Origin of the sequence: Nannocystis bainbridge, from assembly GCF_028368995.1 — a bacterium.
In the GTDB taxonomy this organism is placed as follows: domain Bacteria; phylum Myxococcota_A; class Polyangia; order Nannocystales; family Nannocystaceae; genus Nannocystis; species Nannocystis bainbridge.
Genome location: NZ_JAQNDL010000001.1, coordinates 174,720 through 199,392 on the forward strand (window position 1 = coordinate 174,720; position 24,673 = coordinate 199,392).

The 24,673-nt window shown below is 72.9% G+C and carries 18 protein-coding genes; 13 read left to right on the forward strand and 5 right to left on the reverse strand.

Annotated features, from left to right (window positions below; translation table 11 throughout):
• Window positions 1-189: 189 nt before the first annotated feature.
• Window positions 190-1,482 carry a hypothetical protein gene (locus tag POL25_RS00705; RefSeq protein WP_272083706.1) on the forward strand — a complete coding sequence of 431 codons (1,293 nt, stop codon included), beginning with the start codon at window positions 190-192 and terminating at the stop codon, window positions 1,480-1,482.
• A gap of 166 nt (window positions 1,483-1,648) precedes the next feature.
• Here the strand turns inward: POL25_RS00705 and POL25_RS00710 are convergent, their stop codons facing one another.
• The 3 genes from POL25_RS00710 to POL25_RS00720 are packed head-to-tail and all read right to left on the reverse strand — an operon-like array spanning window position 1,649 to window position 5,570.
• Window positions 1,649-2,779: an HTTM domain-containing protein gene (locus POL25_RS00710; RefSeq protein ID WP_272083708.1), complete on the reverse strand. Its 1,131-nt coding sequence runs from the start codon at window positions 2,777-2,779 to the stop codon at window positions 1,649-1,651.
• Entirely contained in the window at window positions 2,772-3,359 is a 588-nt protein-coding gene (locus tag POL25_RS00715; protein ID WP_272083709.1) for a hypothetical protein, read from the reverse strand. Before POL25_RS00715 ends, POL25_RS00710 begins: the two co-directional genes overlap by 8 nt.
• A gap of 3 nt (window positions 3,360-3,362) precedes the next feature.
• Complete coding sequence (locus POL25_RS00720) at window positions 3,363-5,570, reverse strand: gluzincin family metallopeptidase (RefSeq protein WP_272083711.1); 2,208 nt, start codon at window positions 5,568-5,570, stop codon at window positions 3,363-3,365.
• Window positions 5,571-5,721: 151 nt separating this feature from the next.
• Here POL25_RS00720 and dacB point away from each other — a divergent pair, with 151 nt between their 5' ends.
• The 8 genes from dacB to POL25_RS00760 all read left to right on the forward strand — a co-directional run bounded on the left by dacB (window position 5,722) and on the right by POL25_RS00760 (window position 15,155).
• Entirely contained in the window at window positions 5,722-7,212 is a 1,491-nt protein-coding gene (dacB, locus tag POL25_RS00725) for a D-alanyl-D-alanine carboxypeptidase/D-alanyl-D-alanine endopeptidase (RefSeq protein ID WP_272083713.1), read from the forward strand.
• Window positions 7,213-7,251: 39 nt separating this feature from the next.
• Window positions 7,252-8,298, forward strand: coding sequence for a DUF2167 domain-containing protein (locus tag POL25_RS00730; RefSeq protein WP_272083715.1), 1,047 nt, complete (start codon window positions 7,252-7,254; stop codon window positions 8,296-8,298).
• Between the two features lie 107 nt (window positions 8,299-8,405).
• Window positions 8,406-8,975, forward strand: coding sequence for a HEAT repeat domain-containing protein (locus tag POL25_RS00735; RefSeq protein WP_272083717.1), 570 nt, complete (start codon window positions 8,406-8,408; stop codon window positions 8,973-8,975).
• Window positions 8,976-9,545: 570 nt separating this feature from the next.
• A complete protein-coding gene (locus tag POL25_RS00740; RefSeq protein ID WP_272083719.1) occupies window positions 9,546-10,607 on the forward strand; it encodes a diacylglycerol/lipid kinase family protein in 1,062 nt (353 codons plus the stop codon).
• Window positions 10,608-10,810: 203 nt separating this feature from the next.
• On the forward strand, window positions 10,811-11,506 hold the full coding sequence (locus POL25_RS00745) for a response regulator transcription factor (protein ID WP_272083721.1): 696 nt from the start codon (window positions 10,811-10,813) through the stop codon (window positions 11,504-11,506).
• Window positions 11,503-13,404 (forward strand): sensor histidine kinase, encoded by a 1,902-nt coding sequence (locus tag POL25_RS00750; protein WP_272083722.1) that lies wholly within the window; start codon window positions 11,503-11,505, stop codon window positions 13,402-13,404. Before POL25_RS00745 ends, POL25_RS00750 begins: the two co-directional genes overlap by 4 nt.
• 199 nt (window positions 13,405-13,603) lie before the next feature.
• Window positions 13,604-14,320, forward strand: coding sequence for a hypothetical protein (locus POL25_RS00755; RefSeq protein ID WP_272083723.1), 717 nt, complete (start codon window positions 13,604-13,606; stop codon window positions 14,318-14,320).
• A gap of 85 nt (window positions 14,321-14,405) precedes the next feature.
• A complete protein-coding gene (locus POL25_RS00760; RefSeq protein ID WP_272083725.1) occupies window positions 14,406-15,155 on the forward strand; it encodes a hypothetical protein in 750 nt (249 codons plus the stop codon).
• A 20-nt stretch (window positions 15,156-15,175) separates the two neighbouring features.
• Here POL25_RS00760 and POL25_RS00765 read toward each other — a convergent pair whose 3' ends face one another.
• Both POL25_RS00765 and POL25_RS44080 read right to left on the reverse strand, forming a co-directional pair.
• Entirely contained in the window at window positions 15,176-16,312 is a 1,137-nt protein-coding gene (locus POL25_RS00765; protein WP_272083727.1) for a PAS domain-containing protein, read from the reverse strand.
• 208 nt (window positions 16,313-16,520) lie between these two features.
• Entirely contained in the window at window positions 16,521-17,717 is a 1,197-nt protein-coding gene (locus tag POL25_RS44080) for a BamA/TamA family outer membrane protein (RefSeq protein ID WP_272083728.1), read from the reverse strand.
• A gap of 220 nt (window positions 17,718-17,937) precedes the next feature.
• Here POL25_RS44080 and POL25_RS00775 point away from each other — a divergent pair, with 220 nt between their 5' ends.
• The 4 genes from POL25_RS00775 (at window position 17,938) to recD2 (ending at window position 24,190) form a co-directional block, all read left to right on the forward strand.
• Window positions 17,938-18,897 carry an ATP-grasp domain-containing protein gene (locus tag POL25_RS00775; protein ID WP_272083730.1) on the forward strand — a complete coding sequence of 320 codons (960 nt, stop codon included), beginning with the start codon at window positions 17,938-17,940 and terminating at the stop codon, window positions 18,895-18,897.
• A gap of 146 nt (window positions 18,898-19,043) precedes the next feature.
• Window positions 19,044-20,063 (forward strand): LLM class flavin-dependent oxidoreductase, encoded by a 1,020-nt coding sequence (locus tag POL25_RS00780; RefSeq protein ID WP_272083731.1) that lies wholly within the window; start codon window positions 19,044-19,046, stop codon window positions 20,061-20,063.
• 177 nt (window positions 20,064-20,240) lie between these two features.
• Window positions 20,241-21,896 carry a hypothetical protein gene (locus tag POL25_RS00785; protein ID WP_272083732.1) on the forward strand — a complete coding sequence of 552 codons (1,656 nt, stop codon included), beginning with the start codon at window positions 20,241-20,243 and terminating at the stop codon, window positions 21,894-21,896.
• Between the two features lie 41 nt (window positions 21,897-21,937).
• Window positions 21,938-24,190 carry an SF1B family DNA helicase RecD2 gene (gene recD2, locus POL25_RS00790; protein ID WP_272083734.1) on the forward strand — a complete coding sequence of 751 codons (2,253 nt, stop codon included), beginning with the start codon at window positions 21,938-21,940 and terminating at the stop codon, window positions 24,188-24,190.
• Window positions 24,191-24,673: the final 483 nt, after the last annotated feature.

The window sequence follows — 24,673 nt, forward strand, 5'->3', positions numbered from 1 at the left end:
CGCAGCGCCGCGCGACGACCTCGCCAGCGACGCCGCTCACTCCGGCGACGCGACGAGCGACGCCGACCACCCTTCTCAAACGAAGAAACCATCCTGGAGTGGAGCGGTCGCCCGTCCGCCTCGGCTGCTCCTGCAGGCCGCGCGCCCCGCTCGTCAGGCGTACAGGCGCCTGTGCTACACCTCCACGCCGTGTCGACCGAGCGAGACGACGACGGCCTGATGTTGCCGCCCCTGGACGAGCGCCGCACGCTGCTCGACCAGCTGACCGCCCTCGTCAAGGCGCGCGGCCCGGCCCCGCTGCTCGTCGCGCCGCTCGTCGAGCCCAGCGCCCGCTTCTTCCCCGATCGCTGGCAGGCCGGTGAGGGCAGCCTGCGCCGGCTCGTGCGGCGGCTGCTCGGCTACGCCGGCCTCGGCCAGCTGCGGGTCGAGGTCGTCATCTACGACGCCGACCCCTCGCATCGCGGCGAGGTCCTCGGCAAGCCCAGCTCGCCGCGCGGCCACGACCTCGTCGTCTGGCTCGCCGCGCTCGAGCGCGACCTCGTCAAGGTCGGCGCCGAGAGCTCCGCCATGATCGACCCGCACACCATCGTCGCCGCCGCCGCGCGCGTGGTCGCCCACGTCTATCGCCGCCACTTCGGCCTCCCCACCACCGACGCCTTCGACCCGCGCATCGACCTCACCGGCGTCTACCTCGGCTTCGGCGTGCTCACGGCCGACGCCGCCCTGCGCTACACCACCCGCACCGCCGCCGGACCGATGCAGACCCGGCGCACCCCCGCCCGGCTCGGCGTGCTCTCGCCGCAGTCGCTCTGCTTCCTCCTCGCCGCCCAGCTGCACGCGCGCGGCCTCCCGCGGGCCGAGCGGCAGCGGATCGGCAAGCTCTTGCAGGCCAACCAGGCCGCCTTTCTGCGCCACGCGTACGCCGCCCTCGACCGCGCCGAGCCGCCGGTCGCTGCGCAGCTCGGCCTGCCGGCGCCCGAGCAGTGGCCGCCCGCGCCCGACCTCGCCGCGCTCACCATCCCCTTCACCGACGATCCCGACGCCGCCCCCGAGGCCCGACGCGACGAGGAGATCGGCGTCGCCGGCGTCAACGCCGGCAAGCCCGTGTTCCGCGTCGAGCGCAGCATGGCCGCCCGGCTCGGCCGCACCCTCGGCATGGGCGCGCTCATGCTCGGCGGCGTCGTCGCCGGCATGAAGGGCGGCCTCCAGCTCAACGCCGGCACGATCCCCATGATCGCGCTCGGCCTCGGCGTCAGCGGCCTGATCCTCGGCCGCTTCCTCCGCGAGTCCCGCTGCTCCGAGCCGCGCTGCGGCGCATCGCTGGCCGCCGGCGACCAGGTCTGCCCGCGCTGCCGCGGCGACGTGGTCGGCGTCATCCACCACCCGCGCGAGCGCCTGGCCGCCGAGGAGGCCTGGCGCCGCGCCCAGCCCGACGCCGGCGAGCCCGAGCCCGCCGAGTCCGCCGCACCGCCTGCCCCTTGAGGCATGCCCGAACGAGCATGTTCACCCGGACATGCTCGTTCGGACATGCTCCTTCGAGCATGCTCTCTCGTACACATCCGGTGGCCGCCGCCCCTCGCGCCCACGTCGCTTCAGAGCCTCGCCGCGCGGACCGGCGCCCACGTGCTCGGCCACGCCGCGCCTGCGCTCACGCCCGCGCGAACCGCCGCAGCAGCCGCCGCACCTCGTCCGGGCGCAGGAACGCCAGGTAGCTGGCCAGCGTCAGCGGCGTGAACCACTCGACGTACATCATCAGCTGGATGCCGACGTGCATCGCCACGCCCCAGCCGAGGAACAGCCACCGCAGATCGGGCAGCCGGCGCCAGCGCTCGCGCAGCCAGTGCGTCAGCACGAACCCGGCGAACCCGACCTCCCACACCAGCACCAGCCACGTGATCGGCCGCAGCACGTACGGCTGCAGCAGCGCCAGCGTGCGCGACAGATCGAAGTGGCGGTTGTACGGGCTCACCAGCGAGAAGTAGATCGCCGTCCCGTCGGTCTTCCACGTCGCCCCGTGCTTCGCCAGCCCCGTGCACGTGTACATCACCGCCAGCTGCAGCTGCACGATCCGCCGGCACCACACCGGCACCGGCCCGCCCTTGCCGCGCCAGCGCGCGTCGAGGCTGAGCCCGCGGCCGCTCGGCATCAGCGCCAGCCACACGATCAGCGCCGAGTGCAGCTGATCCGGCATCGCGTAGAGCAGCGGGTTGCGGCCGATCATGCTGACCCACACCAGCGCGCTGAACAGCGCCGCTGCGCGCGTGAACAGCCCCACCAGCCACAAGACGTGCGCCACCACCCCGACGGCGAAGATCGCCTGCACCGCCAGCGGATCGTCGATCGTGAAGAACAGCGACCAGCGGGTCGGGAACGCCTGGCGCGCGTACTGCCCGGCCAGCGGCGCCGCGCTCGAGAAGTACTCCGCCACCGCTCCGACGTGCGACAGCAGGCTGGCGAGGAACACCGCCACCAGCCCGATCCGCAGCAGCCCGAGCGCCGCCGGATCTTCCTGTCCCGTCAGCAGGCCGTCGCGCAGCCGGGCCAGCCGCCCGCGCCTGTCCTTCGAAACCTGTCCCTCTGGACCTGTCCCATCGGCCACTCCGGACGGCCCGCGCTCCTCGGCCCCGCGCCCCGCGCCGCCGTCCGAAACGACCTGTCCCTCCGGACCTGTCCCTTCCGTCAGGCCATCCGCCCCGCCGGCCGCGCCCACGACCAGCGCCGCCGCCTGCGCCCGCCCGTCGGCCTCGCCCTGTCCCTCCGGACCTGCTCCTTCAGCCATGTCGCGCCTGCGCGTCGGCCAGCATGTCGCGCACCGGCCAGCTCTTGCAGTCGATCGTCGCCAGCGGCTTGCGCTCGACCGGCCCCAGCCCCGGCTTGCCGGTCCGCACCCGGTCGGGCGGCGTGAAGCGGCGGCGCACCCGTTCGGCCACGATCCGGCGCGGTGGCTCGGCCCCGGCCAGCGCCTCGCGCACGCACAGCGAGCGCAGGTACCACGTGCGGTTGTTGTTGGGCTTGTCGGGGTTCAGGACCGCGTAGTAGCGCCAGATGTCGACCCGCGTCTTCTGCCACGCCCAGGTCGTGCCCCAGCCCGCGGACGCCTGCGCCGCCTCGGGCAGCGCCACGCGGCGGCCGTCCTCGAACTCGGCGTACACCGCGAGGTACGTGTGCGCCCGCGTCGGATCGGGCGCGTACATGTTCCACGTCTGGACCACGCTGATCTTCTTCTGCCACTGCGCCAGCTTCGACGGCACCTCGCCGAGCGCCGCCTTCGGCAGCGACGGCCCGACGATCAGCACCACCAGCGCCAGCGGCAGCAGCGTGTTCCAGATCGTCGACAACCTGTCCCGCAGGCCAGGCATCCGCTAGCGCCGCCTCCGCCCGCGCCGCAGCGCGAGCAGGGCCAGCACCGCCAGCGGCGCCGGTGCGCCGTCGCTGCGGCAGGCGCAGCTGGCTGCGGGATCGGACGTGTGGACCTCCGACTCGTCCACCCCTTGCCCGTCGGTCACCACCTCCGGCGGCCCGATCTCGACCGTCACCGTGCCCTCGTCGAGGAACTCCGGCGGCACGCTGACGATCGAGGTCCCGCTGGCGACCTGCTCGCCGGTCGTCAGGTTGGCCAGCGCCACGTGGACCACCTCGCCGGGCCGGAACCCGCGCAGCACCAATTGATTGTCCGACTCGCCGAGGCGGCTCGCCACCAGCTGATGATCCCAGTCGCCCGACACCTGGATCACCTCGCGCACCGCCCCCTTGCTCGAGCCGTCGGGGTTCCTGTCGACCGCCGTCAGCGTGTACTTGAACTCGATCGGCTCGTCGGCCCGCTTGAGCAGCACCGCCACCCCGGTCGGGTTGCCCGGCGGCCCCGCGTCGCCGCCGAGGCGGAAGCGCACGATCACGTTGTCGCTGCCGGCCGGCACCTCGTGGCGCAGCTGCATCGGCCCCGGGAAGAACGGCGTGACCCCGGTCGTCTTGCCGCGCAGGTACAGCGACGCCCCGCCGGCCACCTTCGCCGGATCGACGTGGACGCGCGGGCAGTCGTACAGCCCGCGCGCATCGAAGCTGCGGACCAGCTGATCGATGTCGGCCTCTGTCCACTCGCCGCGCGCCAGCGCCTCCTCGGCGATGTCGAGCACCGTCAAGCTCGCCGTCTCGAGGTCCGCGTCGCTCGGCAAGCGCGGCAGCAGCTCGAACACCACCGGGTCCATCTTCTCGCGCCCGATCCGCTTGCGGGCCGCCCACATCGCGCCCATGAACGGCTCGCCGTCGTTGTGCACCTGGCCGACGGTGTTGTCCGGGCAGCGCTTGGTGTTCTCGGCGTTGCGGATCGCGTTGCCGTAGCCCGGCCAGAAGCGGGCCACGTAGTCGCCGAGCAGCGGCTCGTTGGTGAGGATCACCGAGAAGTAGTCGGCGATCGCCTCGTTGATCCCGCCGGCGTCGTTGAGCACGCCGTCGCTGCGCAGCGTCCGGTCGCCGAGCCCGTTCGGCGTCAGCAGCGACACCATCCCGTGGCCGAGCTCGTGATAGACCACGTCGCCGTCGTAGCCGAAATCGACCGCCGCGCCCTGGCCGAAGATCATCGTCGGCCCCTTCTCCGGGTCGCACGTGTTGGTCCAGTAGGCATTGTTGAGCGGCGTGTAGTCGAGGTCCGGGTAGGCCGTCGAGAGCTCGGTCGTGCGGTAGTTGGCGAGCATCGTCGACAGCGCGCACTTGAACGCGTCGACCCCGAACCGCCGCATCTCGTCGATGAAGCGCTCCGCGTGGTAGTACATCGACAGCTCGGCGTAGAGGTCGTCGTCGTCCGCGTTGTCCTCGGGGAAGATGACGTCGGGCAGCGGCAGGAAGTAATCGCCGTTGTCGTCCGACACCGCGCGGTGGACCGCGTAGCACTTGCCCTCGGCCCACCACGGCTGGATCTCGTCCTCGGTCGGCGCCTCGAGCGTGCAGTTGAACGAGCGGATCCGGTCGCCCTCGAGCGGCTGTCCTGGCCCCGTCGCGTGGATCCCCGCCAGCTCGACCTCGACCGGCACCGGCGTCGACGCCGGATTGGTCTGGAACACCCGCGCCCGCGACGACCGCACGTGCTCCCACTCGTCGAGCACGATGCCCGAGCTGGCCGACACCCAGATCGTCTTCTTGCTCGGCTCCGGGTCCCACTGCAGCGGCAGGTCGACCTCGTAGGCCAGCACCGGCTCGCCGAGGATCAGCTTGTAGACCAGCTTGCCCGGCTCCTCGGGCCCCTCCGCGTGCGCGTGCGCGGCCGCCAGCTCCTCCGCCTCGCCGACCTCGATCCGCGCCTCGTCCGGCCGCAGCTGCGGACCCGCGAGCGGCCGCGCCGACGCGACCTCGCGTTCACCTGTCTTGTCGGACAGCACCGTCGCGAACGCCCCGCGCACCGGGATCCCGTGCAGCGTGTACGCCTTGTGCGCGACCGTGAGCGACCGATCGCGCAGCGCCATCGGCAACGTGCGGGCCTCTGCGGCCAGCTCTGGCGGCCCGGCGAAGGCGCGCGGCCACGCGACGCACAGCCCCAACCCGAACCCGATCCACCGCAAGCTCCGCGCGACCGTCATGAACGCTCCTGCCGAGGTCATCAGCATACCGAAGATCCCCGGGCCGGCGGCGACGAAGACGGCCGCCCGCGCACCCCGAGCTGGAGCCGGCCTCGGCGCGCCGTGCGACGCAAATTGGACCTGCGCCCGGCAAATCACGTAGCCTGGCCCGGTGCGCCCCTCGTCCGGCCAGCGCCTCGCCCTCGCCCTCGCGCTCGGCGTGTGCTGCCTCGCTCCGCCCACGTCGGCCGCGGCCCCGGTCGCTGACTCCGCACCTGCCGCCGCCCCTGCCGACCTCGCGGCCCAGATCGACCTCCTGCTGCAGGCCAAATTCCTGGCCCGCGCGCGCGTCAGCCTGCTCGTCGTCGACATGGCCACCGGCGCTCGCCTCTACGAGAAGAACCCCGACCTCGGCCTCAACCCCGCCAGCAACATCAAGCTCGTCACCACCGCTGCCGCGCTGTCGCTGCTGGGTCCCGAGCACCGCTACGTCACCCGCGTCTACACCAAGAAGGGCGCGCTCAAGGGTCACACCGTCGACGGCGACCTCTACCTCAAGGGCGGCGGCGACCCCTCGCTCGTCACCGCCGACCTCTATCAATTGGCCAGCGACTTGCGCGCGCTCGGCATCACCAAGGTCACCGGCGGCCTCGTGCTGGACAGCACCGCCTACGATCGCGACGAGCTGCCGCCGCTCTTCGATCAAAAGGACGAGCTGGCCTCCTTCCGCGCCCCCGGCGGCGCCACGGCCGTCAACTTCGGCACCTACGTGGTCCTCGCGCGCCCCGGCGCCGGCGAGGGCGACCCCGCGATCGTGGCCATCGATCCGCCGGTCCCCTCGCTCAAGCTCAAGGCCAACACCGCCACCACCGCCACCGGCGCGCGCAACCAGCTCAAGCTCGCCATCGGCACCACCGACGCCGGCGTGGTCGAGATCGCCGTCGACGGCACGATCGGCAAGGACGCCGCCCCCGCCGAGTACCGCTACCCGGTCGCGCGCCCGTCCGAGTACGCCGGCGAGGTGTTCCGCCTGGTCCTCAAGCAGCGCGGCGTCGGCCTCGGGCGCAGCGCGGTCAAGCTCGAAGCTGTCCCCGAGGACAGCGAGCGCCTGGCCCTCGTCCGCAGCGAGCCGCTCAGCGTGCTCGTCCGCAGCGTCAACAAGCTGTCCAACAACTACGTCGCCGAGCACATCCTCAAGAGCCTGGACGACCACAGCCCGGCCAGCTTCGCCGGCGGCCTCGCGCGCGTCCGCACCTGGCTCGCCGGCCTCGGCGTCGGCGTCGACGGCTTCGTCTACAACAACGGCTCCGGCCTCTACGACGCCAACCGGATCAGCGCCGCCCAGCTCGTGCAGCTGCTCGTCGCCGTCCACCGCGACTTCCGCTACGGCGCCGACTTCCTCGCCTCGCTGCCGATCGCCGGCGTCGACGGCACCCTGCGTTCGCGCATGCAGGAGGGCCGCGCCGCCCGGTTCGTGCGCGCCAAGACCGGCTCGCTCGACGGCGTCTCCACCCTCTCCGGCTACGCCGGCGCCGTCGGACGCCCGCCGCTCGCCTTCGCCATCCTCTTCAACGACCTCGACGTGTTCGCCGCCCCGCAGGCGCGCGATCTCCAGAACCAGATCGCCGAGCTGCTCGCCGGCGCCGTCGCGGCCCGGCCCTGACCTCTATCGGCCCGTTGAGCCCGGTGCTAGCCTGCGGCGATGAAGCACGTCGCCCTCGTCCTCGGAGCGCTCCTGGCCGGCGCCCCGCTCACCGCCCGCGCCACCGTGTTCGAGGACGGGAACAGCGCCGCCGCGCCGCAGGGCGACGCGCCCCCGCCCGGCTGGGACGCGCTCAGCCCGGCCCAGCAGGACAAGCTGGCCCAGATCGACGAGGCCGGGATCCAGGCGCTCGCCGGCAAGATCGACCGCGGCGAGCCGCTGAGCGCCGACGACCAGCTGGTCGCCGAGGCGCTGGCGATCCTCATGACCGCCGAGTTCGACGGCAAGCTGACCTATCAGACAGGTGACATCAAGGTCGGCGACGGCCTCGCCACCCTCCGCCTCGGCCAGGACTACCGCTTCCTCGGGCCCGCCGACGCCCGCCTCGTCATCGAGGAGGCCTGGCACAACCCGCCCGGCGAGCAGCCGCTCGGCATGATCGTGCCGGCCAAGCTGAGCCCGGCCGACCCGCGCGGCTGGGGCGTCGTCGTCTCCTACGTCGAGGAGGGCCACGTCGACGACGCCGACGCCGCCAGCATCGACTACGACGAGCTGCTGGCGCAGATGAAAGAAGCGACCGCCAAGGAGAACGAGTCGCGCAAGGCCATGGGCTTCCCCTCGATGCACCTGGTCGGCTGGGCCGAGCCGCCGCGCTACGACCAGGCCCGCCACAGCCTCTACTGGGCCAAGGAGCTCGGCGGCGACGAGGGCGGCGAGAACTCGCTCAACTACGCCGTGCGCGTGCTCGGCCGCAAGGGCGTGCTCGAGCTCAACGCCGTGTCGGGCATGACCCAGCTGCCCGAGATCCGGCCCGAGATGGAGAAGATCTACGGCCTGGTCGACTTCGACGACGGCAACCGCTACAGCGACTTCAACCCCGACATCGACACCGTCGCCGCCTACGGCATCGGCGGCCTCATCGCCGGCAAGCTGGCCGTCAAGGCCGGCCTGTTCGCCCTCCTCGCCAAGGGCGGCAAGTTCATCGTCCTGGCGATCGTCGGCCTGTTCGCCGGCGTGCGCGCCTGGTTCGCGCGCAAGAAGCAGTAGCCCCGCGGGACAGGTCCTCCAGGGCATGCCCTCGGGGACATGCCCTCCGGACCAGGTCCTCCAGGACAGCCACCGCCGCGCTCGCATCCCTCCGCTCAAGGCGTGCCATGCCCCGCATCGTCATCGAGGATCGCGTCACCCGCTGGAAGGTCTCCTGCTTCGCGGCGGACCACGGGCTCGTCTTCTACGACAAGGTCCCCGAGAGCGACGCCAACCCCGAGGAGGTCATCTGGGCCAGCCGCGACGGCGCCACCCGGCTGCACCGGCTCGAGGATCGCTTCGCCGGGCTCGCCTACCTCATCCTCGACGGCGAGGAGGAGGCGAGCCTGACCACCCGGGCGATCGACGAGCTCGACGGTCTCTCGCTCGCCACCTTGCTCATCGCGCTGGCCGCCGATCCGGACGCAGCGCGGGCCTTCCCGGTGATCGCCGCGCTCGGGGTGCTCGCCCCGCCGGCGTTCGAACCGCATGTGTTCGCCGTGTTCTCCCGCTTGCTGGCGGACGCCGATCCGTCGCTCCGCGGCAAGGCGCTCGCGGCCGCGGCCTACCCCGCCTGGCCGGAGTTCGTGCCGCTGATGACCGCGATGGCGAGCGACGACCCGGACCCCGACGTGCGCGAGCGGGCCGCCGTCGCGGTGGCCGCGTTTCGCCGCCACCTCGCGGGCGAAGAGTCCTGACCCGGCGGGTCTCGCAGAGCCACACGCCCGCAGATCGGCGGGAGGTCCCAGGGGACATGTCCTCTCGGACATACTCTGCTCGGCCTGGATTACCTCGGAGAGCCTGACTCTCGCGCCCCGGAGCTCGACTGTCAGGACATGCTCGCTCAGACATGTCCTCAAGGCCAGCCTCGTCAGCCGGGCGGCGGGCGGCCCCCCCGCCGGCTTCGGCGCCTGACTCTGGGGACAGGATCCGCCGCTGCCCGCGGGCGCGCATCACTGCGCAGCTCGTCCGCCGCCGGGGGATCGGCCCGGGCCCGCGGGCTTGCGGGCGCCGCGGCGACGGACCTTCGCTCACGAGCGCCGTGATCGCCGTGCGCACCGTCCTGCGCAGCCAGGCGCGTCGCCGGCGGAGCACGCCGCGAGATCGATGTTCCATCGCCGCTGCGCCGCGCGGCTCGAGTGACGCACTGCGCATTCGATTGCACACCGCCCGCGTCGCGCTGCACGGCGTGCTCGGCAGCGCTGCGTCAGAATTTGTCGCCCCCGATCGGGGCGCGTATCGTCATCCCTCGGCACTTCGAGGTCGCAATGGACGTCGGCATCATCACCAACCCCAACTCGAAGAAGAACTATCGCCGGCCGCAGCGTCGGCGCGCCCTCGAGCAGGCCGTCGGACGCTACGGCGCGGTCGTCGAGACCCGCCGGCTCGACGAGCTGCCGAAGGCGATTCGTAACCTGCGTGAGGCCGGCTGCCGCTACTTCGTGTGCGACGGCGGCGACGGCACCCTCCACTGGGTCCTCAACACGCTGCACGCCGACGCCCGCCAACACGGCGCGGCCCGCCTCCCGATCGTCGTCCCGACCAACGGCGGCACCGTCGACTTCGTCGCCCGCAAGGCCGGCCTCAAGGGCGACGCCGACTCGATCGTGCGCCGCCTCGTCGGCCGGCTCGAGCGCGGCGAGACGATCCCGACCGTCACCATCGACACCTGCAAGATCGTCGGCAGGCCGATCGGACAGGACCTTTCGGACAGCTCGTCCGCCCCCGCGTTCGAGCGCATCGGCCTGGCCGCGGCCCTCGGCGGCGTCGCCCAGGCGTTCTTCGACCGCTTCTACGCCCTGCCCAAGGAGCGCGGCGCGCTCGCCATCGCCGGGGTCATCGGCGCCGCCGCCGGCGGAGCCCTCGTCAGCGCCCTCGCCAGCAACCTGGCCCCGCCGCTGCAGCGCTTCATCCCCGACGAGATGCGCAGCAACGCCAGCGAGTTCTTCCGGCCCACGCGCGCCCGCGTCGAGGTCGACGGCCGCGAGCTCCCGTTCGCCAGCTTCGCCTCCATGCAGGTCGGCGCGATCGACATCAACCTGGCCGGCGTCGTCCGCTGCTTCCGCCACGCCCGCGAGGGCGGCGTGCTCCACTTCCAGGCCCTCGACACCACCCCGATCGGCGTCGTCGCCAACGTCCCCAACATCGTGCTCGGGACCCCGATCCTCGGCCGCAAGGTCTACGACGACCGGGCCCGCCGCGTGCGCATCACCGCCGAGGACGGCGAGGTCCTGAATCCCGTCATCGACGGCGAGCAGTTCCACGGCCTCGGCCACGTCGAGCTCACCCTCGGCCCCCGCGTCGAGCTGCCGACCTTCGCCTCCAACTGATCGCGCGCCCCCGCGAAGCCCGGCCGCCTCCGCGCCGCCGGGCTTCGTCGCGACCGGACCGCGCCGGCCGACGCGAACAACCTGCCCCTCGGGACAGCCCTCGCGGGCGCGCGCTCAGCCGCCGCAGCCGCCATGCGCGCCCTCCCACGAGGTTTTACCGACCTCTTACCGTCGCCGCCGCGATCTGTGCCACGATCGTCGGCGTGACCGAGCCTGCCCCGCGGATCTTGATCGTCGAGGACGAGCCGGCGATCCGTCACGGCCTGGTCGAGCTGTTCCGCTCGCAGGGCTACACCCTCGAGGTCGCCGAGGACGGCCACGCCGCGCTCGCGCGCCTCGCCTGCGCCGAGTTCGACCTCGTCCTCCTCGACATCATGCTGCCCGGCGTCGACGGCCTCGGCGTGCTGCGGCAGACCCGGGCCCGCGGCGACCTCGTGCCCGTCCTCGTCCTCACCGCCCGCGGGTCCGAGGCCGACATCGTCGCCGGGCTCGACGCCGGCGCCGACGACTACGTCACCAAGCCGTTCGGCATCCGCGAGCTGCTCGCGCGCGCCCGCGGCCTGCTCCGCCGCGCCCGCCCGGCCCCCGCCAGCAGCTCGTTCCGCGTCGGCGACGCCCTCGTCGACCTCGCCCGCCTCGCCATCACCTGGCCCGAAGGACAGCTCGAACTCACCGCCCGCGAGGGCCTGATCCTCGACTTCCTGCGCGCCCGACCCGGCGTCGGCGTCACCCGCGAAGAGCTGCTCACCCAGGTGTGGGGCTACCACGACGGCACAGTGCGCACCCGCACCGTCGACGTCCACATCCTCCAGCTGCGCGGCAAGCTGCGCCAGATCGCCGGCGGCGACGACTGGATCGGCACCGTCCGCGGCCGCGGCTACCGCTGGGACGCGCGATGAGCCCCGCCCGCCGCCGCATGCTCGCGCTCGGCCTCGGCGTCGCCGCGCCGACCCTCGCCCTCGCCCTCGGCTGGCTGTTCGCCGGCCTGCGCGAGCGGGCCATGCTCGCCGAGCAGCGCGCGGACGAGCTGGTCCAGGCCGCCGAGCTGTTGCGGGCCGCCGCGCGCGAGAGCCTCGAGGAGCTGCGCCGCCGCGAGGACGCGCGCCCGTTCGAGCACTACGGCCGGTTCTACCGCCCGCCCGAGGTGCTCGCGCTCGGCGAGGCCGTCGCCCTCTCGCCGCTCGCCGGCCAGCCCGACGACCCGCGGATCTCCGCCTACTTCCAGCTCGATCCCGACGGCCGCGTGCGCACCCCCTACGCGCTCGAGCCGGGCGGCTCGCCGCGCGCCGTCGAGGTCGAGGCGATCGTCGCCGCCGCCTCGTTCGCCCCTCTGCGCGCCCTCAGCTTCGGCAAGGCCGACGCCGGCGATCAGTCGCTCACCTACGCCCTCAACGACCTCGGCAACGCCGCCTACCGCGACCTCGCCGACGCCCGTCGCGGCGACGCTCTGGCCGCCGAGCGGGCCCAAAAGGTCCGCCTGCCGCAGACCAGCCGCAACCTCGTCACCTGGGACACCATCCAGAGCCAGCAGGCCGCCAACGCCTCGCCGCCGCAGCAGGCCAGCGCCGAGCCGGTGTTCGACGCGCTCCTGCAGCAGCGCGCGCCCAACAGCGACGGAAATATCCCTTCGGACAGGTCCTCGGGGACATTGCCCAAAAAACATGTCCAGGAGGACATTCCCCAAGAGGCAGGTCCGAGCCTCGACTACTCGCCGATGGCCTGGCTGCGGCTCGGCGACAGCGTGGTCCTGCAGCGCGTCGTCAGCCACGCCGGCGCCGGCTCGGTCCAGGGCGCGGTGCTCGACCGCGAAGTCCTGGCCGGCCCCTGGCTCACCGCGCTGGTCGCCCGCCACGCCCTGCCCGAGGCCACTCCGACCCTCGCCGCCACCTCCGCCACCGCCGCCTGCGCCCTCGCGCGGCCGGTCCACGACGAGGTCCTGCCCGACCTCTCCTTCTGCTTCCCCGCCCCCGCGCTCCCCCCCGGCGGCTCGCTCGCGCTGCAGCTCGGCGTCCTGCTCGGCCTCGGCAGCGTCGTCGCGGCGGCGATCGCCGCCATCGCCCGCGCCGCCCGGCGCTCGGACGAGCTGTCGGCGCAGAAGACCGCCTTCGTGTCGGCCGTCTCGCACGAGCTGCGGACCCCGCTGACCACCCTGCGCATGCACGCCGAGATGCTGCAGGAGGGCCTCGTCGCGCCCGAGCGGCTGCCCGTCTTCTACGACGACCTCGCCCACGAGAGCGTGCGACTGAGCCGCCTGGTCGAGAACGTGCTCGCCGTCGCCCAGCTCGAGGAGGGCCGGCGCGTCCTGCAGCTGCGGCCGGGCGATCTCGCCGCGCAGATCCGCGACATCGTCGACGACCAGGCGCGCCACGTCGAGCGGCGCGGCTTCCCCCCGGTCGAGCTCGCTCTCCCCGACGAGCCCGTGCCCGTGCAAAACGACCCGCAAGCCGTCGAGCAGATCCTCGTCAACCTCCTCGACAACGCCCTCAAGTACGCCGCCGACGCGCGCGCGGCCGGCCTGCGCGTGGCCCTCGCGGTCGAGGGCGAAGCGGCCGTCCTGCGCGTCCAGGACCGCGGCCCCGGCATCCCCGAGGCCGACCGCGACCGCGTGTTCGACCGCTTCTTCCGCGTCGCCCGCGAGCGCGACGCCCACACCCCGGGCACCGGCCTCGGCCTCGCCCTCGTGCGCGAGCTGGCCCGTGGGCACGGCGGCGAGGCGGTGGCTCTTGCGCGCCCCGGCGGCGGCGCCGAGCTCCAGGTCCGCTTCCCGCTCGCCCCCGCCCCCGCCTCCGCGACCTGATCGACGCGTCGTGACCTGCAGCGGCAGCGCGGCATCTCGCCACACCGCGGCCGCCCGGCGCCCGCGCGCAGCCGGCCGGCCTCCAGCGATCTCGCGGACTTGCGCCCGCTCCCCCGGTCCCGGGCGGAAGTATGCGTCTTGCTGAGGCCAGGACCCGGGGGCAGACTAAAGCTCGCTCGCCCCCATTGAGGAGCTCAGCATGATTCGCCGCGCCGCCCCGCTCGCCGCCGCCCTCGTCGTCACGCTCGCCTGTCCCGAGGTGTTCGCCAGTCCTTGGGGACATGTCCCTGCGAACCTGTCCCTTCGTTCCAGCGTCCAGCAGCCCACCGAGACGACCGTCGTCGTCGAGACCGGCCCTGCCCCCGCCGCTCCGGCGCCCGTCGCCGCGCCCCAGCCCTACGCCGACCCGTCGGCCGCCGCCCCGCCGGTCGCCGAGGGCCCGCAGCCCTACGCCGACCCCGGCAGCACGCCCACGATGGGCTACGCCCCGCCGCCGCCGACGCCCCGCAAGCGCCGCAAGGGCCTGATGATCGGCGGCTGGGTCATGTTCGGCTCGTCGTACCTGGCGACCGCCTTCGTCGCCGCCATCGTCCACGACACCTGCAACCTGACCCGCAACCCCAACTGCAAGAACGCCGCGGCCTTCACCCTGATCCCCGCGATCGGCCCGTTCCTGGCCATCCCGTACATCGAGACCGACGCGATCACGCCCAAGGTCCTGATGGCCTTCCCGGCGCTGATCCAGATCGCCGGCCTCACCATGGGCATCATCGGCACCGTGCAGTTCGTCCGCGACGGCCGCGAGCCGCGCTACGTCGGCGTCGACGGCCTCAAGCTCGGCAACAAGCTGCGCCTCGGCGTCGCCCCCACCCGCTTCCTCGACGGCGGCACCCTCACCCTCGGCGCCCGCTTCTGATCGCCTCGCTCGCCTCGCGTCTCGACCACGCCTCGCGGCCCCACCCGTCACGCCTCCGGTCACCTGAACTCAAGGACCTGTCCTCATGTTCACGTCTCGTCTCGCCGCCCTCACCGCCGCCGTCAGCCTCGTCGGGATCCCGCTGGTCCCGAACACCGCCGTCGCCAGCCCTTACATCGTCCAGCTGCACGCCGACGGCGAAGTCCCGGCGGGTTACGCCCCCGCCGGCACGCACGAGGTGATCGTCGAGGCCGTCCCGGTGCCCGAGGCGCCGCCGGCCCCGCCCACCCCGGTGGTGGCCGAGGCGGTGATCGTCACCACCCCCGAGGTCCAGCCCTACGTCGATCCGACGCTGGTCGGCCCGACCACCACCACCGTGATCGTCGCTCCGCCGCCGGCCGCCCCGGTCGCGCCGCGCCGCCCGCCGCCGCCGCCCAAGCGCGGCCTCGGCCTGATGATCGCCGGCTTCTCGATGTTCGGCACCACCTACCTGCTCACCGCCTGGGCCGGCGCCATGAGCCACGACGGCCACGGCGGCTGCAACCGCACCAAGTACGAGTGCCGCGAGTCCGGCAAGGCGCTGATGGTCCCGTTCATCGGCCCGATGCTGGCCGCCCAGAACAGCGACAGCGCGCGCGAGACCTTCGGCCTGTTCCTCGTGTCCGGCATCCAGATCGCCACCTTCGCCATGGGCCTCGTCGGCGCCGTCCGCTACTCCCGCTTCAAGCGGTGGGAGCGCGGCCTCGCCGGCATCCCGCTCGGCAATTCGGGCCTCGCGGTCCAGCCGATGCCCCGCTTCGACGGCGGCGGCCTCGGCCTCAACTACCGCTTCTGAGCGCGGACCCCCGCGCCCTCTCACCGGCCCGCGGCGCCCTCGCCCCGCGGGCCGGCGCGCGTCAGGCCCCTGGCCGCGCCGATGCAGTGCTTCAGCGCCTCGCGCAGCGTGGCGAACACGTGGATCCCGCGCATGTCGACGCCGAGAGTGACGATCGTCTGGGCGATGTTCGGGTTGATGCCGGTGATGACGCCCTCGGCGCCGAGCAGGCGGATCGCGCGGATCATCCCGATCAAGTGGTTCGCCGTCGACGTGTCGACCACCTCGATCCCCGTCATGTCGAGGATCGCGTGCCGCGCCCGCATGCGGGCCACGTGCTGCAGCAAGCTGTCCATGATCTCCGCCGTGCGCACGCTGTCGACCAGGCCGATGATCGGCAGCGCCAGCACGCCCTCCCACACCTCGATGATCGGCGTCGACAGCTCGTGGATCACCCGCTGTTGCCGCTCGATCAGCTCGAGCTTCTCGAGCAGCTCCCGCTCGCGCGCGCGCGTGGCCGTGACCTCGAGCGAGATCGTCACCAGACCCGCGTCGCTGCCCGGCAGCACCGGGATGTGCCAGTTCTCCCAGATCTTTCCGAACTCCTCGAGCGCCGTCATCGGCATGATCTCGCCGGCCAGGCCGCGGCGGATGAACTCCGCGGAGGCCGCGTTGCCGTACAGCGCGAACGCGTTCTGACCGACGAATTGATTGGGCGCGATGCCGACCGACTCGAGCCCCTTGCCCTCGACCAGCAGGTACGTCCCCTCGCGGTCGAACACGCTGACCACCGTCGGCAAGTGACTGAGGAACGCCCGCAGCGCCGCCTGCTCGATCTGCACCCGCTTCTCGGCCGCCACCGCCGCCGTCACCTCGCGCCCGTAGCAGACCACCCCGACGCGCGTGCCCGCCTCGTCGTGCACCGGCGCCGGCGACCACTCGAACACCCGCCCGTCCGTCAGCGTCGTCCGCAGCGGCCCCGCGTAGCTGTCCTCCAGGACAGCTCGCCAATCACCGCCGCGCGTCGGCGCCAGCTCGGCGACGACGCGTCCGACCGCCTCGTCGCGCGCCACGCCCAGCAGCTGCTCGGCGCTCTCGTTCCACTCGTCGATCCGCAGCTCCAGATCGAAGCCGACCACCACGAAGGGGACGCGATGCCTCCCTGCCCGTCTTTCCATCGCCGTATTGGAGCACACCGGCGGCGGCGCTCGCCGCGGAAACCGGGCCGCGCGTCCGCCCCGGCCTCACGCGGGGCGGGCCGTCCGTGCTGCCGCGGAGCACCGCGCGCCAGCCCGCCGCACTTCGCCCGACACGCGCGCCTGGAACAGGTTGCAGAACATGTTCTGCATAACATGTCCTGGAGGACATGTCATGCAGGACATGTCCTCAGAACGCGTGCTCGCTCTGCAGGTACAGCGCTCCGCCTTCCTTGCCGAAGCCGCCCTCGACGCGGAACACCACGAAGCGGTCCCAGATCAGCAGCAGGCCCGGCCCGCCGGACACGTACCAGTGCTTGAGCATGTCGGCCATCGTCTGGGACACCAGGCCGGCCTCGGCGAACAGCTCGAGCCCGAGCCCGAGCGTGTGGCGGCGGATCTTCAGCTCGACCGGCGCGAACCGCAGCTCGAACCCCGCCGTCGCCTTGTGCTTGCCGATGAAGCGGCGGCGGCCGAACCCGCGGCCGACGTACGCCCCGCCGTAGGCCTCCATCGGGAACAGCCCGCCGAACTCGCCGAGCGTCATCAGCGGCGGCTCGCCCCACAGCGTGTCGAACGTGAGCCGGTGGGCCAGCACGATCTTCGACTGCCCGAGCGTCCAGTAGTGGCGCATCGACCCGTGGAAGCGGCCCCAGTTCGACGACGACCCGGTCCACTTGCCCGACGCGTCGAACGTCACGTCGATGAGGCTGCCCTCGGTCGGGCTCCAGTCGTTGTCGCGGCTGTCCCACGTCACCCCGAGGCGGACGTAGCCGCGGCGCCACGTGCCCTCCGCGCTCGGCAGCTCCTCCAACAGGCGGGAGTTCGGCGCCCCCTTGATCACGTCGACGTAATAGAAGATCCCCGAGTAGTGGCGCAGCGTCCCGGGCGCCCGCCCTGGCCGCTCGAGGGTGTAGAGCGGGTGCTCGAACGTGAACCACCCGCCCCAGTTGTCCATCCGGATCAGGTTGTAGGGCGCCGTCAGCTCGCCGGACGACAGCGTCTGGTTGTTGTTGATGCCGTAGAACGTGAAGACCGGGTCGAGCGAGGCGAAGAAGCCGAAGTTGAAGATCTCGCGGCGCCCCAGCATGTCGCGCATGCGGGCGCTGAGGATGTGGTCCTGGACCAGCTTGGTCGACACGCGCGACCACGCCAGCCCGTACACCCGGTTGAAGTTGTCGTTGGGTAGGCGATACGCGTAGTTGAGCGAGCCGCCCAGCGTGAGCCCCGTCGCCGGCTGCGAGCTGAGGTGCGGCAGCGGCAGCAGGCGGTGCCGGGTGTCGCGTTGCCGGCGCGTACGCTTGCGGAACCGCGAGCGCGCCGGCGGCGTGACGGGCACCGTCGCCTCCGGCAGCTCCGGCTTCGGCGGACCGTTGTCGACGCTCACGGCCAGGGGCGAGCCGGGCGGCAGCTTCGGCCCTTCGGGAACGCCCGGAGGGTTCGCCACAGTCACCCCGGGGACGGGCGACGGCGCGAGCGCGAGCGCGATGACGCAGGCTGCGAACAAGGATTCGGAGTCCGCGGCAGTGTTGACCGCGCTCGCAGCCGATGCAAGGACTCGCTTGCTCGTCCCGCGCCGCGCGCGCTAACTTGCGCCTACAGCGAAGATGCCCGCCCCGATCGCCATCTTCTACGAACACCCCGATTGGTTCCGCCCGCTGTTCGCCGAGCTCGAACGTCGGGGATTGCCCGTCGTCCGACTCGCCGCCGATCAGAGCCGCTTCGACCCGGCCGAGCGCGACCCGCCCTTCGGCCTCGTGTTCAACCGCGCAAGTCCCTCCGCCTATCTGCGCGGTCGCGGTCAGACCACGCATTACACCCTCGCAATTTTGCGGCACTGGGAGCGGCGCAAGATCCCCGTCGTCAACGGCAGCGCCGTCTACCGCTACGAGGTCTCCAAGGCCGACCAACTCGGCCTCCTCGACGACCTCGGCCTCGGCTACCCGCGGGCCCACGTCATCAACTACCCCGGCCAGGCCCTCGCCGCCGCCGCCGGTCTGCGCTGGCCGATCCTCGTCAAGGCCAACGTCGGCGGCAGCGGGGCTGGCATCCGCCGCTTCGACACCCCGGCCGAGCTGGCCGCCGCCGCCGATCGCGGCGAGCTCGACCTCGGCGTCGACCACACCGCGCTGGTGCAGGAGCTGTGTCCCTTGCGCGGCGGCAAGATCGTCCGGGTCGAGGTCGTCGGCCGCAAGTTCCTCTACGCCATCGAGGTGTTCCCCCCGCCCGCCTCGTTCAACCTGTGCCCGGCCGACGCCTGTCAGACCGCCGACGGCCGTGACCTCGAGCGCTCCGCCTGTGCCCTCGACGCCCCGAAGACCGGCATGCGCGTCCAGGGCTACAACCCCCCGCCCGAGGTCATCCGCGCCGTCGAGGCGATCGCCGAGGCCGCCGCGCTCGACGTCGGCGGCGTCGAGTACCTCGTCGACGACCGCGACGGCGAGATCTACTTCTACGACATCAACGCCCTCTCGAACTTCGTCGCCGACGCCCCGCGCGTCGTCGGCCTCGACGCCTTCGCCCGCTGCGTCGACTACCTGCAGGCCCGCTGGGAAGCCGGTATCTGACCTTTCGACCATGTTCTCGGGGCCATGTCCTTCCATCCTGTCGAAACGACCATGTCCCGAGGGTCCTGCGACCCTGCAGGAGCAGCCATGCCCCGCCCACTGCTCGCCGCTCCCGCGCCTGACCGCGCGACCGTATAGGACCCGCCATGCGCTTCGGCTACTGGCTCCCCGTGTTCGGCGGCTGGCTACGCAACGTGCCCGACGAGGGCATGGCGGCCACCTGGGACTACGCGCGCAGGCTCGCGGTGCGCAGCGAGCAGCTCGGCTACGACCTCACCCTCGTCGCCGAGCTGTTCCTCAACGACATCAAGGGCCCGGCCGCGCCCGCGCTCGACGCCTGGACCACCGCCGCCGCCCTGGCCGCCGTCACCACCCGCCTGGAGCTCATGGTCGCGGTCCGGCCGACCTTCCACAGCCCGGCGATCTTCGCCAAGCAGGCCGCCAACCTCGATCAGATCAGCGGCGGCCGGCTCGCGCTCAACGTCGTCTCCTCGTGGTGGTCCGACGAGGCCCGCCGCTACGGCGTCCGCTTCGAGCGCCACGACGACCGCTACGCCCGCACCGACGAGTGGCTGCGGATCGTCACCGGCGCCTGGAGCGAGCCCGAGTTCAGCTTCCGCGGCCAGTTCTACGAGGTCGAGGGCTGCGTGCTCGCGCCCAAGCCCGCGCGTCGCCCCGTCCTCTACGCCGGCGGCGAGTCGGAGGCCGCCAAGACGCTGATCGCCCGCGCCTGCGACGCCTACGTCATGCACGGCGACCCGCCCGAGCGCGTCGCCCCCAAGGTCGCCGACATGCGCCGCCGCCGTGAAGCCCTCGGCTTGCCGCCGATGAGCTTCGGCATGGCCGCCTACGTGATCGTCCGCGCCAGCGAGGCCGAGGCCGAAAGCGAGCGCGCGCGCATCACCGACGTCTCCGAGGGCTCGCCCGGCTACGCCAACTACCGCGACTTCTTGCAGAACACCCAGCTCGATCAGCAGGTCAGCCGCGAGGACTACTCGGTCTCGAACCGGGGCCTGCGCGCCGGCCTCGTCGGCACCCCCGCGCAGGTCGCGGAGCAGATCCGCCGCTTCGAGGCCGCCGGCGTCGACCTGCTGCTGCTGCAGTGCAGCCCCCAGCTCGAGGAGATGGAGCGCTTCGCCGCCGAGGTGATGCCGCTGCTGCGCTGACATGGCCCAAGCGACATGTCCTGAGGGCAACCGCATGTCCTCAAGGACATGTTTTTAAAGACATGTCACTGCCCGTCTCACTCCCCGCCCACGGCAACTTCGACCCCAACGGTCGTTGGCGCCTCTCCTCACGTCGTCCGCTTGCAAAACGCAGGGCCCGCCGCGCGACCTCTCCTTGTGCGACTCCGGCTGCTCCTCCCCCTCGCCTTCGTCCCCTCCTGCATCGATTTTGTCCTCGACGCCGACCTCGACGGCCCGCGGATCGTCGCCACCGACCTCCCCGGTCCGCGCGCCCTCGAGGTCCCGGTCGCGGGCCCGTGGCAGCTCGAGTTCAGCGAGCCGCTCGACCCGCATCGGCTGCGGCTCGCCCTGCTCGCCTGGGAGACTGTCGGCGCCTGCGAGCTCACCCCCGAGTGCGACGAGGGCAGTTGCGAGCGCGGCCGCTGCCAGACCGATCCCATCGCCACCGCCGACCTGCGCGCCGTGGAGCGCGGCGAGCCGCTCGACGACGCCATCCCGATCACCGTCGACCTCGAGGACCTGCCCTCCCGGCCAGGTACGACCCTGCGCATCACCCCGGACCGTCCGCTCGCGCCACACGCCCGCCACAGCCTCCTCGTGTTCGCCCGCGACCGCCGCGGCGCCCCCCTGGTCGACGACGACGGCGAGGCCGCGGTGTGGCGGCGCGACCTCGTCACGGCCGGTCCGGCCAGCTCGGGCCCGGCGCCGCGGCTGGTGTCGCCGCCGCCCGGGGCCGACCTCGTGCCCACCGATCTCGCCCGGGTCGACATCGCCTTCGCCCGCCCCGTCGACGCCCGCGCCAGCGATACCCTGGAGCTGCGCAGCCCCGACCCGCCCCGTGAGCTGCGCGATCCGGTCCCGTGCCCCGGCTGGGTGCCTGGCCTCTGCCTGTCCTTCAGGACATCCGAGCCGCTCGCCCCCGGCGTCGTCTACGAGCTCGGCGGCGGCAGCCTGCGCGACCGCGCCGGCCGTCTGTTGGTCCCGCCGCGCGAGTTCGCCGCCTTCCGCACCGGCCCTGGCCCCGACCTCAGCCCGCCCGATCTCGCGAGCCTCGCCTTCGTCCAGATCGGCCGCTGCCTGCACGCCCGCCTGCACGCCCGCGAGCCGCTGCGCCTGCGCCTGGTCGTCGGCCCCGAAGCGCGCGAGCTCGTCGCCCCGGCCGGCCCCGTCGACCTCGGCCTCCGCCTCGACGCCCCCGCCGGCGCCCGCGTCACCGCCACCTTGCAGGCCTGGGACCTCGCCGGTCGCACCGCCGAGCGCAGCGAAGAACATGTCCTCGGGGACAGCTTCGATCGCGGCGCCCCGCCGCTCGCGCTCGCCGAGGTGCTGGCCAACCCGCGCGGCCGCGAGCCCGCGCAGGAGTTCGTCGAGCTGGCCGATCTGCGCACCACCGGCGATCCGCTGCTCGTCAGCGGCCTGCGCCTCGTCGACGGCCCCGCGGGCGCCGTCGAGCTGGATGGCGGCGATCCGCTGCCCCCGTTCACCAGCGCCCCCGGTCAGCGCCACCTGATCGTCCCGGCCGCTTACGATCCCGATCAGGGCGACGATCCGGGCCCGCCGCCGGGCACCTCGCTCCTGCGCGTCGACGCCTCTCTGGCCGCGGGTGGGCTCAAGAACAGCCCCGGCGAGGCGCTCCTCCTGGTCTTCGAGGCAGGTGCGAAAGGCCCTGTCGCATTGGACAGCTACGGCGGCTGGCACGACCCGGGCGATCTCCCGGGGCGCTCGCTCGCCCGCGACCCCGGCGGCTGCGACACCCCCGCCGCCTGGGCGCCGCACCCGAGCGGGCGCGCGAACCCGGGCCTCGGCCCGTGAGATTGCCGAAAGCCGCCCGATCGGCGATGCTCCGCCGCCGCATGGCCGCCCCCGAGACCCCCGACAACGAGGCCGCTGGCGAGCGGATCGAGGGGGCCGTGCTCCGCGTCGTGCACCACAACCCGCAGACCCGCTACACGGTGCTGCGGGTCGTGCGGCCCGGCGAGGTCGCGCCGCAGACGTGGGTCGGCCGCTCGACCGGCATCGAGGAGGGCATGCAGGTCACCGCCGCCGGCGAGTGGACGCACCACCCGAGCTACGGCAAGCAATTCAACTTCGCCCGCATCGCCGCCAAGGCCCCGACCACCCCGGCGGGCATCCAGCGCCGGCTCGAGCGCTACCCCGGCCTCGGCGCCGAGAAGGCCGAGCGGATCGTCCAGCGCTTCGGCCTCGACACCCTGTCGATCCTCGACAAGACGCCGCGCCGCCTGCTCGAGGTCGAGGGCATCGGCCCCAAGACGCTCGAGCGGATCGTCGCGCATCACACCGCGCGCGGCGGCCCGACGGCGGAGATCGAGAATCACCTGCTCGAGCTCGGCCTGCCGACCCACTTCGCCGACGCGATCAGCCAGCGGTTCGGGGAGACCGCGCTGACCGTCCTGCGCCAGCACCCCTACCGCCTGGCCCGCGAGGTCCGCGGCATCGGCTTCATCACCGCCGACAAGATCGCCCGCGCGCTCGGCGTCGACCTCGAGAGCGACGAGCGCATCGAAGCCGGCCTGTTCCACACCCTCGAGCAGTCGGAGCAGAACGGCCACTGCGCCCTGCCCATGCCGATCCTCGTGCAGAACGCCGAGCGCCTGCTCGAGCTGCCGCCGGTCCGCATCGAGGCCGAGGCGATGAAGCTCGTCAACTCCGGCGCGCTCGTCCTCGACCGGCGCGAGGGTGACGACGGCGAGCCGATGCCGCCGCTGTGCTACCCGCCGCGCTTCTACGACGCCGAGCGCAACGTCGCCGAGATCCTCACCGACATCGCTCTCGGGGCCGGCAAGGGCCGCGGGCGCTGGACCGCCGTCGAGCCGCCCTCCGGCCTGTCCGCCGGCCAGCTCGCCGCGATCGAGGCCATCCGCGACGCCGGCCTCGTCATCCTCACCGGCGGCCCCGGCACCGGCAAGAGCACCGTCACCCGCGCGATCATCGACACCGCGCTCGCCAACGAGTCGCCGGTGCTGCTGGCCGCGCCGACCGGGCGCGCCGCCAAGCGCCTGGCCGAGGCCACCGGCCAGCGCGCCACCACCATCCATCGCCTGCTCGAGATCGAGGGCGGCACCGGCGAGTTCTTCCACAACGCCCACAACCCGCTGCCCGAGGGTCTGGTCGTGATCGACGAGGCGTCGATGCTCGACCTCTCGCTGGCCGAGGCGCTGCTGCTCGCGCTCACGCCCCAGCACCGGCTGCTGCTCGTCGGCGACGCCGACCAGCTGCCCTCGGTCGGCCCCGGCAACGTCCTGCGCGACGTGCTCGCCGCCACCGACCGCGCCGACTCGCCGATCCCGGTGGTGCGGCTGACCCAGATCTTCCGCCAGGCCGAGGGCTCGTCGATCGTCACCTCGGCCCACGCGATCCTGCGCGGCAAGGTCCCCGAGTCCGACCGCAGCGACGGCGGCCAGTTCTACGTCGTCCAGGCCCGCGACAGCGAGCGCGCCCACGAGCTGGTGCTCAAGGCCATCACCGAGCGGATCCCCAAGGCTTACGGCCTCGACCCGCGCACCGAGGTCCAGGTGCTGTGCCCGATGCACAAGGGCAAGGCCGGCACCGAGGCCCTCAACGCCGCGCTGCAGGCCCACCACACCGCCGGCGCGCCCGAGTTGGTCCTGCCCGGCCGTCCGCCGCGGGTCTTCCGCGTCGGCGACCGCGTGATGCAGACCAAAAACGACCACGAGCGCGGCGTCTTCAACGGCGACATCGGCCTCGTCACCGCCGTCGACCCCGACCGCCAGACCCTCACCGTCGAGGTCGACGGCGATCCTGTCCCTTACGACGCCAAGCAGCTCAACGCGCTGCAGCTCGCCTACGCCGTCTCGATCCACAAGAGCCAGGGCAGCGAGTTCCCGGCCGTGGTCGTGCCGCTGCTCAGCGAGCACCACGTCATGCTGCGCCGAAACCTGCTCTACACCGCCGTCACCCGCGCCCGCCGGCTGTGCGTCCTCGTCGCCGACCCGCGCGCGCTGACCCAGGCCGTCCACCGCAGCGACGCCGCCCGCCGGTTCACCGGCCTGCGCGAGCGCCTGCTCGCCGCCCTGCGCGAGCGCCTCGGCGAGCGCCGCACCGTCCGCCACATCGACGGCGCATGACCTTCAGGACATGTCCTCGGTGACATGTCCGAGAGGCCTGGTCGACAGCGCTGCTGGCTCGCGACATGTTCTCTTGGACATGTCCGGGCGGCCAGTCGCCCCCGCGCCCCATGCCGTCGCGCCCGGCTCGCCGAGGCGGCCCTCGTTGTGGGCGCAGCTCCACACGCATGCGCACGCGCCTCGCAGCCGAGAACGCCGGGAGCTCGCGCCAAACCAGCTGCGGCAGGCCGCGCCGGCGGTGTACCGGCCGTGAACGCCGTCAGCGCCGGGCATGACGGTGCCCGCCGCTGACCACTGCCTGGGCCGCCTCGGCCCTCGCCCCGCCCGACCTTCACGGTGTTCGTCCCGGCCCGCCGCTGCTGCTCGCGCCGGCCTGGCCGGTGACTCGGTGGAAACCGCGAGAGCGACGAAACAGCGCCCACCGCCGCGATCACCGCCGGCCCACGAAGCGCGGAGCTCTCGGTCCGAACGTCTGTCCCGAGG